Raw genomic sequence first — 14,993 nt, 5'->3', positions numbered from 1 at the left:
GTTCCCTGCGTGATGCCCATCACTGATCTGCTGCCTCGCCAAAGCCCAGCCGGCGGCTCTGGCGCCATGTGTTGAAGGCGGGTATCAGCGCCACGGTGAAGGCGGCAACCGGAACCAGGGCCATTAAAGTCCATTCCTCGGGCGTTAATGGGCGAAGCTCAATCTGCAGGCCATAGTTGGCCAGTAACCATGGGCTCGCCAGTGCAAGGCCCGCCATGCCAAGGGCCAAAGCCATCACGCAGGCGGCAAGGGCAAGAACCACGCACTCGAGGATGTAAAGTGAGGCAATCAGCGCCGGAGAGGCACCGGTTGCCCGCAGCACCGCAATTTCATGGGCCCGCTGGGCCTGGAGGGTCAGAAGTACGGCAATCAGCCCGATCAGGCTGGTTACCACGACAAAACCGGTTATGCCCAGCAGTGCTCGCTCAAACTGGCCCATCAGCCGCCAGAGTTCACTGAGGGCGACTCCCGGAAGTATGGCCGAGAGCGGCTCGCCGGCAAACTGGTTGATTTCCCGCTGTATGCGGAAGGTCAGGATTTGCCGGTCGATACCAACGAACACGGCGGTAATGGCATCGGGTGTGAAATCTCGGCCCTTTGCCTGCTCCGGTGTGATTGTCCGTCCGGGGATGGCGACCCCGGATTCCCAGCCTACGTGCATGGCCTCCATGCCATCCAGGCTGATATACACGGCCTGGTCCACCGGCGTGCCAGTGGGCGCCAGTATGCCGGTGACGGTAAACGGCGTGTCTTCGTGGTTGGAGAAACTGGTGCGTCCACCGCCATGGGATAGCACGATCTGCTCGCCCACCTGATGCGCCAGCGAGCGGGCAACGCCGGCACCCAACACTACATCAAAGACGCCTTCAAACCACTGGCCTTCATCCAGTTCGAGGGGCAGGTCGCGGCCGTAGCGGAAGTGCTTGAAAAAGTTCTCATCTGTGGCGACCACACGATTACCCCGGTAGCTGTCTCCCAGGGAAATCGGAATCAGCCAGGCCAGGCGGTTATCCTGTTTCAGGCCCTGATAGGTCGACCAGCGAATGTTGTTGGTGGCATCGCCAATATGAAACACGGTGTACAACAGCAGGTTCAACTGGCCACTTCGGGCGCCGATGATCAGGTCTGTACCGCTGATGGTGCTGGTGAAGGACTGCTTGACCTCCGTGCGGAGGTATTGGATGCCCAGCAACAGGGAAACGCTCAGGGTCAGGGTCAGGCACACCAGGGCCAGTACTTTTTTCCGGTGCCAGAGGCTGGCCAGGGCGAGTGTCAGGGCCAGGCGTGCTTTCATGTCCGGTCACCCTGCAGTTCCAGCTGATTATCGAAATGGCGGGCCAGGGACTGGTCGTGACTGACGAACAGAACCGAGGTGTTGTGCCGGTGCGCAAGAGTTAGAAGCAGTTCCAGGAACCGGTCCCGGTTGTCGGCATCCAGTGCGGAAGTCGGCTCGTCCGCGAGAATCAGGCCGGGCGCGCCAATCAGCGCCCGGGCGGCTGCGATACGTTGCTGCTGGCCAATACTCAGCCTGGTGACTTTCCTCTGCCAGTGGTCCGCGGGGATGGACAGGGCGGCAAGCAATCTCTCAGCCTCGTCTTCGACGGTCGGTTCGGTGCGCTCTCTGCGCAGTTCAGAAAGTCCGCAGGGCAGGGTGACGTTGGCTCGTGTGCTCAGGTAGGGCACCAGATTGAACTGCTGGAAGATCACGCCCATGTGGTCGGCCCGGAACTGGTCGCGGGCGCCGGCACCGAGCCGGTGGATATCGGTTCCGAGTACGCGGACAGTGCCAGAGGCCGGCCGAAGCATGCCTGCCAACAGGCTGAGCAGCGTGCTTTTGCCACTGCCGCTCGGGCCGTGCAGGAAAAGGTGTTCGCCGCGTTTCAGTATGATGTCCGGAAAGCTGAGGCGGGGCTGGACAGGATCCCAGGAAAAGGCGAGCCCGCTGACTTCCATCGCAGTTTCTGTGCTTCGGGAACTGTGGCTGGCTGAGTCTGTCTTGCTGGTCATGTTGGTTGCCGTCGGCCCGGTGTATGATGGCGGTTTCCGGATAGTAATCTCAGGAGTCTTTGGTCCAATGATGTCTGCCCCGGCACGTTCGCGCTTTGCGCTGCCTTTTTTCATCGCGCTTACCCTGGTGTGTGTACTTCCATCAACAGGCCGGACTGAAACCCGGGAGATCGACTGGCTTGAACTGATGCCCGCCGAGGATCTGGCGCTGCTGGAGAATATGCCAGAGATTGAGCACGAGGGCGATGGCCCGCCGCTGCTGCCGGATGAGATCATGACCGGTCGGGTTGTGCCGGAAATGGGCAATGTTGAAGGCCGCATTCCCGGCTTCGTGGTGCCCCTCAAGACAACCGAGGACATGCGCATCCTGGAGTTCTTCCTGGTGCCCTACTACGGCGCCTGTATTCATGTGCCGCCACCGCCCCCCAATCAGATCATTCACGTCAAGTACAAGGAAGGTTTCACGCTCGAAGCCCTGTACGATCCGGTGTGGGTCGAAGGCAAGCTGGTCATTGACCGCACCGAAAACGACATCGGCACGTCTTCCTATTCTATGGTCGCAACCGGGGTTGAGCCGTACGAAGAATAGACGCTGTCATCGGCTGCGGAGTTCAAACCTGCTTTCTCCGTGGCCCAGACGGGCTGATCCCTGACCTTGTGGCCTTACCCACTGAACGCCGAGATGCTCTATTCCGGAAAACCGGGTTGTAATGGGTGTTGCAAGCGCCTGGGATGAGCCCAGGCCCGGACAGCTCAGGGTCTGGGTGACTTCGAAATCCGAGTGGGATGATTCGTCCGGATGATCATGGTCATGCCCATGGCTGTGTCCGTGATCATCGCCACCTGCCTGATGATGCACTACCGCATTCATGACGGCGCAGCCCCCCTCACTGGTGTCCGCAAGGGGAGTCTGTCCAAGCCAGTTGGTTACTTCGTTAACCAGTGCTTTCTGGTCGTCCGAACGGGCACGATGCTCGAACCCCACCAGGTTGTAGGCCGGCGATGTGAACAGGAGATCAATCTGCTCTCCCTTGATGGCCAGTTGTAGTTCGGCATGACCGTGCTGGTGCGCACCTGGATTGTCGCTGGCAAGCACAGGGCCAGCGCTTGCAATCGCGGCGCCAGCCAGGAAGAAGCAGGTTTTGGCTCGTAAGGACATGGCTATATCTCTCGGTAGAAATGATACGTTATAACATATTGTTCGCTTGCCGGATAAAAATCAACAGGCAGTGCCTTGGCACCGCCTGAATGCTAGGATAGACCTCTAATCCATTAACACAGGATCCGCCTGTTTCATGTCAGAAACCGACACTTCCGGTGCTGCCCGCGCCGCAGAATTCGAGCGCTGGGCCAACGTTTTTACAGCTCACAAGGCATTCAGCCACCCATCCGAATTGCACGGCGCGCTCTGTGGTCGCCTGGCGGCCGGATCGCGTATCGAAGAGCCGGAGTGGCTGGCCATGGTGTGCGAACACATGGGGCTGGCCGAGAACGCGGCCGAAGAGTCCGATGATCTCGCTCCGTTCATGAACAAAGCCTATGAACAGACCCTCGAGCTCTTGAAATCAGCAGACATGAGTTTCCATCCTTTACTGCCGGATGACGACTATGCCATTGAGCAGCGGCTGGAAGCCCTGGTTTCCTGGGTGCGGGGATTTCTCGAGGGTATGGCACTTTCGGCCGGCGAGTCACTCGGCCAGGCGCCGGACGAGATCCGGGAGCTGATCGAGGATATGGTGGCCATCAGCCAGCTATCCGAAGAGGAAGAAGCGGACGACGAGAGCGAGCAGCAGTTGCTGGAGATTACCGAATACATCCGGCTGGGGGCGCTCGCCGTCTTTACCGAATTCAATGCCCCCGAACCGCCGAAGTCTGATTCGCCGACCCTGCACTGAGCCGGGTCCTGATCGCAGGAGAGACTATGAACTCCATGATTCCCGTAAGGGAGTTTGCCGAGCGCCGTCGCAAGCTGATGGAGCGTATGGCGCCAGACAGTATTGCGATAATTCCGGCCGCTCCGGAGCGTGTCCGTAATCGGGATGTGCTGCACCCGTTTCGCCAGGATAGTGATTTTCATTACCTGTCCGGTTTTGGTGAGCCGGAAGCTGTGCTCGCACTGATTCCGGGGCGCGAGCATGGTGAGTCGGTGCTGTTCTGCAAGGAGCGAAATCCGCAGAAGGAACTCTGGGACGGTTTCCTGGTTGGCCCGGAAGGGGCCATCGAACGCTATGGCCTGGACGATGCGTTTCCGATCGCAGATATCGACGACATCCTGCCGGGCATGATTGAAGGTCGTAGCCGGGTCTATTATCCCCTGGGCAAGGACGATCATTTCGATGCCCGGGTCATGGACTGGGTGAAGATGATTCGCAGCAAGGTTCGCAGTGGCGCTCACCCGCCAGGCGAATTCGTGGCCCTGGAGCACCTGCTTCATGACTTGCGGCTGTACAAGAGCGCCAATGAGATCAAGATCATGGCCAAAGCCGGCCAGATCAGCGCCGAGGCCCATTGTCGAGCCATGAAGCGGGCCCGCAAGGGCGGCTTCGAGTACAATCTTGAGGCCGAACTGATCCACACCTTTATGGAGCATGGCGCCCGCTCAACGGCTTACCCGTCGATTGTGGGTGGGGGCGCAAATGGCTGTATCCTGCATTACATTGAGAACAGTGCACCGCTGAAAGACGGCGATCTGGTTCTGATCGATGCCGGCTGTGAATACCAGTGCTACGCCTCTGACATTACCCGCACCTTCCCGGTCAGCGGAAAGTTCAGCAACGAGCAGCGGGCCCTCTACGAGGTGGTGCTGGCAGCCCAGTACCAGGCCATTGAGGCTGTGTCGCCGGAAAATCACTGGAACCGGCCCCATGAGGCGGCGCTGGAAGTGCTGACCCAGGGGTTGATTGATCTGGGGCTGTTGTCCGGCACCCTGGAAGATGCCATTGCCAACGAAGCCTACAAACCCTTCTTCATGCATCGCACCGGGCACTGGCTTGGGCTGGATGTGCACGATGTGGGCGATTACAAGGTCGGTGACGCTTGGCGCCAGCTGGAACCCGGAATGGCCCTGACGGTTGAACCGGGGCTGTACATTACTCCGGATAATACCGACGTGGATGAGAAGTGGCGTGGCATCGGAATTCGCATCGAAGACGACGTGGTGGTGACTAAAGACGGCTGCCGTGTGCTGACTGAAGCGGTCCCGAAAACCATTGCCGAAATTGAAGCCCTGATGGCGGACTGACACCCTGTGACCAAGACAGATACTGATCTGATCATTGCCGGTGGTGGCCTTGCCGGAGCAACCCTGGCCCTGGCGTTGGCACGGATGGTGCCGTCGCTCCGTGTGACGGTGGTCGAGGCGTTTCCGTTGTCTCCCGACGCCCTGCCGGACAGCTACCAGCCCAGCTACGACGCCCGTTCCACCGCGCTGGCCTGGGGCTCCCGGCTGATCTTTGAAGAGCTCGGGCTCTGGCACCGGCTCGCTGAGCACGCCACGCCCATCGAGCATATCCATGTTTCTGATCGGGGGCATTTCGGCGCTACCCGGCTGCATGCCGCGGAGCATGGCCAAGAGGCGCTTGGTTACGTAGCGGACAATCGCTGGATGGGTTTGTGCCTGATGCGTGAGCTTCTGGAGACCAACGTCCAGTGGCGGGCGCCGGCAGAAGTGACGGACATGACGCCCATTCCGGGCGGCGTCCGTGTTCAGCTCTCAGAAGAAGGTGAAGAGACCGCGGAACTGACGGCCCGTTGCCTCGTCGTTGCAGATGGCGGTCGTTCCGGTCTGCGGGAAAGGCTCGGGTTCCGGCCGGATCGTCACAGCTATGGCCAGAACGCCCTGATCGCTAATGTCTCCACCAGTGACGGCCATGGATTCACTGCCTTTGAACGATTTACCGATGCCGGTCCCATGGCTCTCCTGCCCCATGGATCACCGACCAGAGCCGGACATCAGTCGGCACTGGTCTGGACGCTATCCGATGAGGTTCTGCAGCAGGTTCTGGCGCTGCCCGACGATGAGAAATGTCGCTGGCTTCAGGACCGGTTTGGCTGGCGTCTGGGTCGTTTTACCCGCATCGGTGCCTGTCATCATTATCCGCTGACCCTGACCACGGTGGATGAGCCAGTGCGCCCCGGGGTCGCCCTGGTGGGCAATGCGGCCCATGCTCTGCATCCGGTCGCCGGGCAGGGCTTCAATCTCGCGCTGAGAGGGCTCATGACGCTGGTCGAACAGTTTCGCCTGGCTGAAGAGCAGGGCAGGTCGATTGGCGATCTCGAGGTCCTGAAGCGCTACCAGACACTGCATCGGGAAGACTGGCAACAGACGGTGCGCTTCTCCGATTCGCTTGTTCGTTTGTTCGGGCATTCCATGCTGCCGGTTGCGGCGGCCCGCGATGCCGGCCTGGTGGGTCTTGATCTGTTGCCTGGGGCAAAACGCTGGTTTGCCCGCAAGGCCATGGGCCTGGGCGGCCGCAGGGCCGTGATTGAGCGGCCCGGAAACCTGAACCGGGAGGCGCCGGCTAATGAGTGAGGCGCAAACGTTCGATATTCTTGTGGCTGGCGGTGGCATGATCGGTTCCGCCCTGGCTCTCGGGCTCTCGCGCCAGGGCTGGCAGGTGGCGCTTGTAGAGGGCTCCGATCACGAAACCCTGGTTCAGGCACCGGACCCTGCCACCACCGTTGGAGATTTCGAGCCGCGGGTCAGTGCCATTTCAGTCGCCAGCCAGCAGTTGCTGGAGCAGCTCGGAGTCTGGTCCGAGGTTACCGCGGGCCGACACTGTCCTTACCAGACCATGACCGTCTGGGATGGCGACGGCACGGGGCGAATACAGTTTGAGGCAGCCGAGCTGCAGGCGAGAGCCCTCGGAACGATTGTCGAAAACCGCAGCATCGTGCGATCACTGTTCAGGGCCCTGGAACAAAGTCCGGTCGAACTGATTGATGGCGCGAGGATTACTGGCTGTAAACGGTTGTCTGAGAGTTACACGGTTGAGCTGGAGGATGGTCGATCCCTGTCGGCGGGGCTACTGGTGGGGTGTGACGGTGCCAATTCCCGTCTGCGTCAGTGGGTTGGCCTGCCAACGCGTGAGTGGGACTACGACCAGCAGGCAATCGTATGCACGGTGAAAACCAGCCAGATTCACCGTTTCACCGCGTGGCAGCGATTTTCGACGACCGGGCCGCTGGCGTTTTTGCCCTTGCTGCCAGAGTCCGGAAATGAGCATTTCTGTTCCATTGTCTGGTCTCAGGATACCGGGGAAGCACGGCGTTTGATGGCTTTGGACGACACCGACTTTGCCGCTGAACTTGAGCGTGCGATTGAGCGCGAGCTGGGATCGGTGGAGTCCATTTCCGGCCGCTTCGCCTTTCCGCTTCGACAGCGCCACGCGAAGGACTACATTGCCCCCGGTTTTGCCCTCGTCGGCGATGCGGCCCATACCCTTCATCCGCTGGCGGGACAGGGTGCCAACCTTGGCTACGGAGATGTACGGGCTCTGCTCGATGAGCTTTCGCGAGCCAAAAAGGCGGGCCTGAGTCCAGCCAATGAACTGGTTCTGGCGCGCTATCAGCGCCGCCGGAAAGGCGAGAATCTCGCCATGATGGCCGCCATGGAGGGCTTCAAGCAGCTGTTCGGCCGTGATGAGCTGCCGGTCCGCTGGCTGCGAAATACCGGCCTGCGCTGGCTCAACCAGATGGGGCCGGTGAAAAATCGTATAGCTGCCGAGGCCATGGGGCTTAACGGCTGAATAAAAAAGGAATTGTCCAATGGCAGGAAGCAGCCTTCTGGTTCTGATCGATGACATCGCCACCGTTCTGGACGATGTTGCCCTGATGACAAAAGCCGCCACCAAGAAAACCGCAGGTGTTCTGGGGGATGATCTGGCGCTCAACGCCCAGCAGGTGACCGGTGTAAGGCCTGCCCGGGAACTGCCAGTGGTCCTCGCGGTTGCCCGCGGCTCCATGATCAACAAGGCCATCCTCGTGCCGGCGGCCCTTGCGATCAGTTTTTTCATGCCCTGGCTGGTAACGCCTCTGCTGATGCTCGGCGGTGCCTTTCTGTGTTTTGAGGGCTTCGAGAAGCTGGTGCACAAGTTTTTGCACCGGGAGCAGGACCAGAAGCGCAAGGGCGAGCTGCGTAAAGCCCTAAAGAGCCCGGACGTCGACTTGCGGGCGATCGAGAAAGACAAGATCAAGGGCGCCATCCGCACCGACTTCATTCTGTCTGCCGAGATCATTGCCATTACCCTGGGAACGGTAACGACCCAGACCATCGGCATGCAGTTCATGGTGCTGGCGGTGGTTGCGATTATGATCACAGTCTTTGTTTACGGCCTGGTGGCAGGGATCGTAAAGCTGGACGACGGCGGCCTCTACCTCAGCCAGCAAGAGAGCCCGGTGCTCCAGCAATTGGGTTCAGGCATTCTCTGGCTGGCCCCCTATCTGATGAAGACACTCTCCATTCTGGGCACTCTGGCAATGTTTCTGGTGGGCGGTGGTATTCTTACCCACGGACTGACGCCGGTATACGACGCTATTTATCACTTTGCCGAGGGTTTCAGTGGTGTGGCTGGTGTGCTCGTGCCAACGGTGGCCAATGGCCTGTTCGGTGTGCTGGCAGGTGCGCTACTGGTGGCCATTATCACGCCACTGACGCGATGGTGGCAGGCGAGGAACGCCTGAGAAGACCGGGGCTCTAGAGGCAGGCGTCGAACAGCCGGCTCACCAGTACCGGTACCGCGGTTTCGACCCGCAGAATACGGGGGCCGAGATGCACGCTCTGGCAGCCGGCTTCTTCCAGTTTGCCCACTTCGTAAGCCGCGAAGCCACCTTCCGGGCCAATGCAGAGCACGGTTGGCTGGTTAAGGTGCACAGGGCAGGGGGTGCTTGTGCCGGGATGCGCTACCAGGGCTCGTTTATCCGCCAATAGCGCCGGCAACTCATCTTCCACGAAGGGTTTGAACAGCTTTCGGATATGCACCTGGGGCATCAGGGTATCTTTTGCCTGTTCCAGCCCCAGCGTGAGGTTCTCCCGAAGCTGTTCGTCTGAGAGCCACGGCGTCTGCCAGAAGCTTTTCTCCACCTTGTAGCTGTTGATCAGCCAGAGGTCCTTCACGCCGAGGGCAGCGCAGGTTTGCAGGATGCGACGGAACATCTTGGGCCGGGGCATGGCGAGTATCAGGGTGAGCGGCAGAGGCGCCGGCGGAGCCTGACCCAGCGTCACCCGCAGCTCCGCCTCGTTATCGGTAAGCCGGATAACTTCGCCGGTTCCCAACTGGCCATCCGCGCGGCCGACCGGCACGGTGTCGCCAGCAACCACTTTGATCACGGACTGCAGGTGCGCCAGGCGTCGACCGCGCAGAACGGCACGGTCAGTTGCCACGAAATCCTCGTCAAACAGTAAAGCCAGATTCATTCGCCGGCGGGCTCTTCGCTTTCCGGGTCTGCGACTTCCCGTTTTGCCAGCCGCCCGAACAGGATGCCGACCTCGAACAGGATCCACATGGGAACCGCGAGAAGGGTCTGGGAAATAATATCCGGCGGCGTCAGCAGCATGCCGATGATGAAACAGCCCACCACCACGTAGGGGCGCTTGGCTGCAAGATCGGCGGGCGTGGTGGCGCCGGTGAGGATCAACAGCACCGTGGCGATCGGAATTTCGAAGGCCACACCGAAGGCGAAGAACATCTTGAGTACAAAATTGAGGTAGCTGGTGATGTCCGGAAGTTCGACGATGCCTTCGGGGCCTATCGCAGTAAAGAAGCCGAACACCAGCGGGAAAACCACGTAATAGGCAAACGCCGCGCCCGCGTAAAACAGGATGACCGAGGTAAACAGCAGCGGAAAGGCCAGGCGTTTTTCGTGGGCGTAGAGGCCCGGGGCAATAAAGCTCCAGAGCTGGTAGAGAATGATCGGAATGGCAGCGAACACAGCCAGAACCAGGGCCAGCTTCAGCGGTGCGAAGAAGGGCGAGGTAACATCTGTTGCGATCATGGTCTGGCCAACGGGCAACAGGGAACGGATAGGTTCAGACAGCCACAGGTACAGCTCGTTGGCAAACGGGTAAATGGCCGCGAAGCAGACCAGCACCGCAAGAACCATCTTCAGTAGGCGATTACGCAGCTCGAGCAGGTGCTCGATCAGTGGCATTTCCTGCTGTTCCGGAGGCAGCTGGTTGCCGTCGGGTTTTGCATTCATGAACGGTTATCCGGCGGACTTTGCGGGGTTTCGTTTTTAGGTTGTTCGTTCCCGGCAGAGCCTGTGTCTGGCGTCTGCGGGGCGTCACTGGTATCAGCCTGATCCTGTGCCGGAGCCTCGGAGGCCTTTGTCTGGCCGGACACACGCCGTGTCGCAGGTGCAGGCCTTGGCTTCTGGGTCTCGTTCTCGGGCAGGATCATGTGCTCGTATTTCCTGGCTTCGTCCAGGGCGCCACGCACGGTTTTCTGAACGTCGTCGAGGCCAACATCTCCTGCCTTGCGAAGCTCGTCGCGGAGTTCGCCGGCTTTTAGCTCCCGGTCCAGTTCCGAGGTGAACTGGCCAACCATGCGCCGTGCACCACCCACCCAGCGGCCAGCCGCACGGGCAGCCGCAGGCAGGCGCTCTGGACCGAGTACCAATAGCGCTATGACGCCGCAGATCAGCAGCTCAAGAAAGCCGATATCAAACATTCAGCCTGGTCTCAGCTGTGGGACTTGTCCCGGGGCTTGTCTTCGGCCGCCGCCTGTTGCTGTGGCTGCTCCCCTTCTTTGCCTTCCAGGGATTCCTGGTTCTCGGCCTTGGAGTCCTCATCGCTCATGGACTTCTTGAAGCCGCGAATGGCACCACCGAGGTCGCTGCCGATGTTGCGAAGCTTCTTGGTTCCGAACAACAGAATGACAATGCCGAGTACGATAAGTAATTGCCAGATGCTGATACCCATTACGGGGTCCTCGTTTTAATGTTTCTGTTCAATGACATTGTACGTTACCAGAACCGTTACGCGGAAACCCCTTTAGAGGTATTACCGCTCACTTGTTCCTCGACGCTTTTTCTTCCAGGCCTGACAGGTCGAACCGGCTGGCCAGTTCGTCCAGGATGTCCTTCGGGCCAAGGCCCAGTCTCGACAGCATGACCATGCTGTGGAACCAGAGGTCGGCGGTTTCATAGACCACGTCCCGGGTTTCCCCGGAATGCTCTGCGTCCTTGGCTGCCAGCAGGGTTTCCGTGCACTCTTCCCCCACTTTTTCCAGGATCTTGTTCAGGCCCTTGGCGTGGAGGCTGGCTACATAGGATGTTTCCGGGTCTGCCTCTTTCCTGGCCTCCAGAACCCTCGCCAGGTTTTCCAGTACATCGCTCACAGTCCTTGCTCCTCAGTTGCTGCCGTAAATAGTGCCGGGGTCCTTGATCACCGGGTCAACGCTGACCCACTGACCGTCTTTCAGGGTCCGGTAGAAGCAGCTGCGTCTGCCAGTATGGCAGGCGATGCCGCCTTTTTGTTCTACTTTCAGCAGGATGACGTCCTCGTCGCAGTCCAGTCGAATGTCCCGGATGACCTGTTGGTGCCCCGAGGTTTCCCCTTTGCGCCAGAGCTTGCCCCGGGAGCGCGACCAGTATACGGCGTGCCCTTCTTCGGCGGTCAGCCTGAGCGACTCGCGGTTCATCCAGGCCATCATCAGGATATCGCCGGTGTCGGCGTCCTGGGCGATGGCCGGAACCAGACCCTCCTCTGTCCAGCGAATGGCATCCAGCCAGTCAGGGGTCTCGACGTTATCCGAGCTATTTTGCATTTTTGTGAATCCTGAAATCTTTATCGGTTATCGGCTGCCCCGGAGCATGAGCCCGCCAGCGACGGCAAACAGGGCCCAGCTCCAGGCAGGCACGCTTTCAATCCACTGCCGGCTCTCGGGCTGAGTGCCCAGAAAGCCGCCTGCAATGAGCAGTACCGCCAATGTCGCCCGCCGCCAACGCCGCTCGGTACGGACCTGCTGCTCCCGGAGCAACGCCAGTGTTGCCCGGTTCTGGGGCTCGGTGGGCCCCGCCTGCCGCAGTTGCAAGAGCGCATCGTGCACCAGCTGGGGCATTTCCGGCGACTGTTCCAGCCAGGAGGGAAGGTGCGACTGCAGCGACTTGATCAGCCCCGAAGGGCCAATGCGTTTGCGCATCCAGGTCTCGAGGTAGGGTTGCGCGGTGCTCCACAAATCCAGATCGGGATACAGCTGTCGGCCCAGACCTTCCACGTTCAGGAGGGTTTTCTGCAGCAAAACGAGCTGAGGCTGCACTTCCATATTGAACCGCCGTGCGGTCTGGAACAGGCGCAACAGGAAGTGGCCGAACGAGATATCCTTCAACGGCTTCTCGAAGATGGGTTCGCAAACAGTACGTATGGCCGCCTCAAACTGGTTCACTGGCGTGTCGGGCGGTACCCAGCCGGACTGAATATGCAGCTGCGCAACCTGCCGATAATCCCGGCGGAAAAAGGCGAGCAGGTTGCGGGCAAGGTAGCTCTGGTCGTCCGGTGCCAGGGTGCCGACGATGCCGAAATCGATGGCGATATATCGGGGATCCGAGGGATTGGACGTATCCACAAAGATGTTGCCCGGATGCATGTCGGCATGGAAGAAGCTGTCCCGGAACACCTGGGTAAAGAAAATTTCCACGCCTTTTTCAGCCAGCACCTTCATGTTGACGCCAGCGGCCTTCAGGGCTGCGGTATCGGCAATGGGGATGCCGTGAATGCGCTCCATCACCAGCACGGATTTGCGGGTGTAGTCCCAGTCGATAAAGGGAATGTAGATCAGCGAGGAGTTTTCGAAATTCCGGCGCAGCTGGCTGGCGTTGGCGGCTTCGCGCTGGAGATCCAGCTCATCGTGAATGGTGGAATCGTAGTCGGCTACCACTTCCACCGGGTGCAGGCGCTTGCCTTCGGACCAGTATTTTTCCAGCAGGCCGGCCATCAGGTACATCAGAGCCAGATCCTGACGGATTACCTTCTCGATGCCCGGTCGCAGAACTTTCACAACTACCTTCTGGCCGTTGCGCAGGGTGGCTGCATGCACCTGGGCAACCGATGCCGAGGCAAGCGGGTCCGGACTGAATTCGGCAAACAGGTCCGAAACCGGGGCACCGAGGGAGGTTTCGATAATGCTCCGGGCTTCATTGCTCGGGAACGGCGGTACCCGGTCCTGGAGATTCTTCAGGGATTCCGCCATGTCGTCCGGCAGAAGATCCCTTCGGGTCGAGAGGATCTGGCCAAACTTTACGAACACGGGGCCCAGTTCCTCCAGCGCCAGCCGAAGGCGGTCGCCACGATCGAGCTTCGGTTGCGGGAACAGGTGCCAGGGCGCCAGCAGGAAAAACACCTTCAGGGGCGCGGGCAGTTCTGCGATTGGCAGGAACGTGTCCAGCCGATAGCGGCAGAATACCCAGGCAATTCGGAACAGGCGTTGCAGGCGGGTCACAGGTTCTCCGATTCGTCAGTCTTGCCGCGGTTTTCAATCAGATTAAGCCGCGCTTCCAGTCTTTCCGTGCGCAGGTTCAGTTCGTCGATATCCTCGAACGTAGCTTCCAGTTCCCGCCGACCGGGCAGGGCGCGACTTTCTTCGTGCACATACTCCTCGATATTGGCGTTCAGGGAGTGAAAGGCCTGACGGCTCCAACGGATGGCGCCGCGAATGCGCTGACCCAAAAAGTGTGCGGGTACATCACCGATATGCCGGGCCATGGCGGCTTCCCAATCCGGCTCAAGCTGGCTCAGTGCGCGCTGCAGCTGGTGGGCCAGGGCCGTGTCGCCGGTAACTTCGAGGCGGCCATCGGCAAAGACCCGGTCATCACCGGTGGCCAGTGCCGCAAAGGCGATGGGTTTGCCGGTAACCTCAAGAGCAGGTTGGTCGACCGGCTGGCTGCCAACCCGAACGCGGTTTCCGGCGCGATCCAGGGTGTAGGTCAGGGGGAAAGGATCGGTAATGTTGAACTGCACCGGGCCCGCAAGTGCTTCCATCAGGGCATGATGCCCCGCCGGATCCAGTTCCAGCGCCCGGTTCAGGGCGCTTTCCAGGATCGCGGAGACAGCGGAAAGCAGGGTGGGGCCGGGAAACATCAGGGCTTGATTCCCACATGCAGGGCGACAATGCCGCCGGTCATGTTGTAGTACTTGCAGTTCACCAGGCCGGCATTTTCCATCATGCCCTTGAGGGTGTCCTGGTCCGGATGCATCCGGATGGATTCGGCCAGGTACTTGTAGCTTTCGCTGTCGCCGGCGATAAGCTGGCCCATCAATGGCAGAGCGGAAAACGAGTAGGTGTCGTAGGCCTTGCTCAGCAATGGATTGGTCGGCTTGGAGAATTCCAGGATCATCAGCTTGCCGCCGGGCTTGAGAACCCGGGTCATGTCGCGCAGGGCCTGGTCTTTATCGGTGACATTGCGCAGACCGAAGGCGATGGATACCGCATTGAAGTTGTTGTCCGGAAACGGCAGATGCTCGGCATCCGCCTGTACGTATTCAATGTTGCCGGCATAGCCGCGATCAGTCAGCCGGCTGCGGCCCACCTGCAGCATGGAGGCATTGATGTCGGCCAGCACCACCTTGCCGGACGGACCCACAAGGTCTGAAAACTTCATGGTGAGATCGCCAGTGCCGCCAGCAATATCCAGTACCTGGTGGCCGGGACGCACTCCGGAAAGCTCGATGGTGAAGCGCTTCCAGAGCCGGTGGATCCCCATGGACATCAGGTCGTTCATGAGGTCGTATTTGCCCGCCACGCTGTGGAATACTTCGGCCACCTGGCTCGCCTTCTGGCTTTTCGGCACATTGCGAAAGCCAAAGTGGGTGACGTCGTCCTGGCCGTTGTTGTTTGCGGCCTGGTTGGCTGGCGTTTGCTGCTCGCTCATGGGAGATGTCCTGTCAGAATCTGAACCTCGTATTCTAACCGCTGACGGGGTTGCTACAAGGGTGGCGGTGAGTTAAATAGCGCCCTAAACTGTAAATTCGTTCAAATCCGAGAGAAAACCGC

At 59.9% G+C, this 14,993-nt stretch carries 18 protein-coding genes; 6 read left to right on the top strand and 12 right to left on the bottom strand.

Translation table 11 applies throughout. The annotated features are described in order from the left end of the window. Positions 1–19 precede the first annotated feature (19 nt). Positions 20–1,294, bottom strand: a complete 1,275-nt coding sequence (locus BM035_RS04385; protein ID WP_092030455.1) for an ABC transporter permease — start codon at positions 1,292–1,294, stop codon at positions 20–22. Next, entirely contained in the window at positions 1,291–2,007 is a 717-nt protein-coding gene (locus tag BM035_RS04380) for an ABC transporter ATP-binding protein (RefSeq protein ID WP_092030453.1), read from the bottom strand. The genes BM035_RS04385 and BM035_RS04380 overlap by 4 nt, the downstream gene beginning before the upstream one ends. A gap of 67 nt (positions 2,008–2,074) precedes the next feature. Between BM035_RS04380 and BM035_RS04375 the strand changes: the two genes are divergently transcribed. Continuing rightward, a complete protein-coding gene (locus tag BM035_RS04375; protein WP_008170977.1) occupies positions 2,075–2,596 on the top strand; it encodes a DUF3299 domain-containing protein in 522 nt (173 codons plus the stop codon). Between the two features lie 6 nt (positions 2,597–2,602). Here the strand turns inward: BM035_RS04375 and BM035_RS04370 are convergent, their stop codons facing one another. Then, a complete protein-coding gene (locus tag BM035_RS04370; RefSeq protein ID WP_092030451.1) occupies positions 2,603–3,166 on the bottom strand; it encodes a ZrgA family zinc uptake protein in 564 nt (187 codons plus the stop codon). A gap of 136 nt (positions 3,167–3,302) precedes the next feature. Between BM035_RS04370 and BM035_RS04365 the strand changes: the two genes are divergently transcribed. From BM035_RS04365 to BM035_RS04345, 5 genes are read left to right on the top strand one after another with little or no spacing between them, the layout of a single operon-like run. Then, positions 3,303–3,902 carry a UPF0149 family protein gene (locus BM035_RS04365; protein WP_014578413.1) on the top strand — a complete coding sequence of 200 codons (600 nt, stop codon included), beginning with the start codon at positions 3,303–3,305 and terminating at the stop codon, positions 3,900–3,902. 26 nt (positions 3,903–3,928) lie between these two features. Continuing rightward, positions 3,929–5,248 carry a Xaa-Pro aminopeptidase gene (gene pepP / locus BM035_RS04360; RefSeq protein ID WP_092030449.1) on the top strand — a complete coding sequence of 440 codons (1,320 nt, stop codon included), beginning with the start codon at positions 3,929–3,931 and terminating at the stop codon, positions 5,246–5,248. Positions 5,249–5,254: 6 nt separating this feature from the next. Then, the gene (gene ubiH, locus BM035_RS04355; protein WP_092030448.1) at positions 5,255–6,538 is read left to right on the top strand and encodes a 2-octaprenyl-6-methoxyphenyl hydroxylase; all 1,284 of its coding nucleotides are present in this window, start codon (positions 5,255–5,257) and stop codon (positions 6,536–6,538) included. Continuing rightward, entirely contained in the window at positions 6,531–7,754 is a 1,224-nt protein-coding gene (locus BM035_RS04350; protein ID WP_092030446.1) for an FAD-dependent monooxygenase, read from the top strand. Before ubiH ends, BM035_RS04350 begins: the two co-directional genes overlap by 8 nt. A 19-nt stretch (positions 7,755–7,773) precedes the next feature. Continuing rightward, a complete protein-coding gene (locus BM035_RS04345; RefSeq protein ID WP_092030444.1) occupies positions 7,774–8,688 on the top strand; it encodes a DUF808 domain-containing protein in 915 nt (304 codons plus the stop codon). 13 nt (positions 8,689–8,701) lie between these two features. Here BM035_RS04345 and BM035_RS04340 read toward each other — a convergent pair whose 3' ends face one another. From BM035_RS04340 to ubiE, 9 genes are all read right to left on the bottom strand, one after another. Next, positions 8,702–9,421, bottom strand: coding sequence for a 16S rRNA (uracil(1498)-N(3))-methyltransferase (locus BM035_RS04340; RefSeq protein WP_092030442.1), 720 nt, complete (start codon positions 9,419–9,421; stop codon positions 8,702–8,704). Further along, a complete protein-coding gene (gene tatC, locus BM035_RS04335) occupies positions 9,418–10,203 on the bottom strand; it encodes a twin-arginine translocase subunit TatC (protein WP_092030440.1) in 786 nt (261 codons plus the stop codon). The genes BM035_RS04340 and tatC overlap by 4 nt, the downstream gene beginning before the upstream one ends. After that, entirely contained in the window at positions 10,200–10,673 is a 474-nt protein-coding gene (gene tatB, locus BM035_RS04330; RefSeq protein ID WP_092030439.1) for a Sec-independent protein translocase protein TatB, read from the bottom strand. The genes tatC and tatB overlap by 4 nt, the downstream gene beginning before the upstream one ends. 11 nt (positions 10,674–10,684) lie before the next feature. After that, complete coding sequence (gene tatA, locus BM035_RS04325; protein ID WP_014578405.1) at positions 10,685–10,924, bottom strand: Sec-independent protein translocase subunit TatA; 240 nt, start codon at positions 10,922–10,924, stop codon at positions 10,685–10,687. Positions 10,925–11,012: 88 nt separating this feature from the next. After that, positions 11,013–11,342, bottom strand: coding sequence for a phosphoribosyl-ATP diphosphatase (locus tag BM035_RS04320; RefSeq protein WP_014578404.1), 330 nt, complete (start codon positions 11,340–11,342; stop codon positions 11,013–11,015). A gap of 12 nt (positions 11,343–11,354) precedes the next feature. Further along, a complete protein-coding gene (gene hisI, locus BM035_RS04315) occupies positions 11,355–11,771 on the bottom strand; it encodes a phosphoribosyl-AMP cyclohydrolase (protein ID WP_064229909.1) in 417 nt (138 codons plus the stop codon). Between the two features lie 27 nt (positions 11,772–11,798). Continuing rightward, positions 11,799–13,442, bottom strand: a complete 1,644-nt coding sequence (ubiB, locus tag BM035_RS04310; protein WP_092030437.1) for a ubiquinone biosynthesis regulatory protein kinase UbiB — start codon at positions 13,440–13,442, stop codon at positions 11,799–11,801. Next, complete coding sequence (locus BM035_RS04305) at positions 13,439–14,080, bottom strand: ubiquinone biosynthesis accessory factor UbiJ (RefSeq protein WP_092030435.1); 642 nt, start codon at positions 14,078–14,080, stop codon at positions 13,439–13,441. Before BM035_RS04305 ends, ubiB begins: the two co-directional genes overlap by 4 nt. Then, complete coding sequence (gene ubiE, locus BM035_RS04300) at positions 14,080–14,871, bottom strand: bifunctional demethylmenaquinone methyltransferase/2-methoxy-6-polyprenyl-1,4-benzoquinol methylase UbiE (RefSeq protein WP_092030433.1); 792 nt, start codon at positions 14,869–14,871, stop codon at positions 14,080–14,082. The genes BM035_RS04305 and ubiE overlap by 1 nt, the downstream gene beginning before the upstream one ends. Positions 14,872–14,993 lie beyond the last annotated feature (122 nt).

The sequence above is a fragment of the Marinobacter sp. DSM 26671 genome (genome assembly GCF_900112835.1).
In the GTDB taxonomy this organism is placed as follows: domain Bacteria; phylum Pseudomonadota; class Gammaproteobacteria; order Pseudomonadales; family Oleiphilaceae; genus Marinobacter; species Marinobacter flavimaris.
Note: the sequence above shows the minus strand (reverse complement) of the source record. Positions and strands in the feature narration are given on the sequence as shown.

Bases quoted from the DNA above. Each gene is read 5' to 3' on its own strand.
- BM035_RS04385 (WP_092030455.1), bottom strand. From the start codon at position 1,294: ATGAAAGCACGCCTGGCCCTGACACTCGCCCTGGCCAGCCTCTGGCAC.
- BM035_RS04380 (WP_092030453.1), bottom strand. From the start codon at position 2,007: ATGACCAGCAAGACAGACTCAGCCAGCCACAGTTCCCGAAGCACAGAA.
- BM035_RS04375 (WP_008170977.1), top strand. From the start codon at position 2,075: ATGATGTCTGCCCCGGCACGTTCGCGCTTTGCGCTGCCTTTTTTCATC.
- BM035_RS04370 (WP_092030451.1), bottom strand. From the start codon at position 3,166: ATGTCCTTACGAGCCAAAACCTGCTTCTTCCTGGCTGGCGCCGCGATT.
- BM035_RS04365 (WP_014578413.1), top strand. From the start codon at position 3,303: ATGTCAGAAACCGACACTTCCGGTGCTGCCCGCGCCGCAGAATTCGAG.
- pepP (WP_092030449.1), top strand. From the start codon at position 3,929: ATGAACTCCATGATTCCCGTAAGGGAGTTTGCCGAGCGCCGTCGCAAG.
- BM035_RS04350 (WP_092030446.1), top strand. From the start codon at position 6,531: ATGAGTGAGGCGCAAACGTTCGATATTCTTGTGGCTGGCGGTGGCATG.
- BM035_RS04345 (WP_092030444.1), top strand. From the start codon at position 7,774: ATGGCAGGAAGCAGCCTTCTGGTTCTGATCGATGACATCGCCACCGTT.
- BM035_RS04340 (WP_092030442.1), bottom strand. From the start codon at position 9,421: ATGAATCTGGCTTTACTGTTTGACGAGGATTTCGTGGCAACTGACCGT.
- tatC (WP_092030440.1), bottom strand. From the start codon at position 10,203: ATGAATGCAAAACCCGACGGCAACCAGCTGCCTCCGGAACAGCAGGAA.
- tatB (WP_092030439.1), bottom strand. From the start codon at position 10,673: ATGTTTGATATCGGCTTTCTTGAGCTGCTGATCTGCGGCGTCATAGCG.
- tatA (WP_014578405.1), bottom strand. From the start codon at position 10,924: ATGGGTATCAGCATCTGGCAATTACTTATCGTACTCGGCATTGTCATT.
- hisI (WP_064229909.1), bottom strand. From the start codon at position 11,771: ATGCAAAATAGCTCGGATAACGTCGAGACCCCTGACTGGCTGGATGCC.
- BM035_RS04305 (WP_092030435.1), bottom strand. From the start codon at position 14,080: ATGTTTCCCGGCCCCACCCTGCTTTCCGCTGTCTCCGCGATCCTGGAA.
- ubiE (WP_092030433.1), bottom strand. From the start codon at position 14,871: ATGAGCGAGCAGCAAACGCCAGCCAACCAGGCCGCAAACAACAACGGC.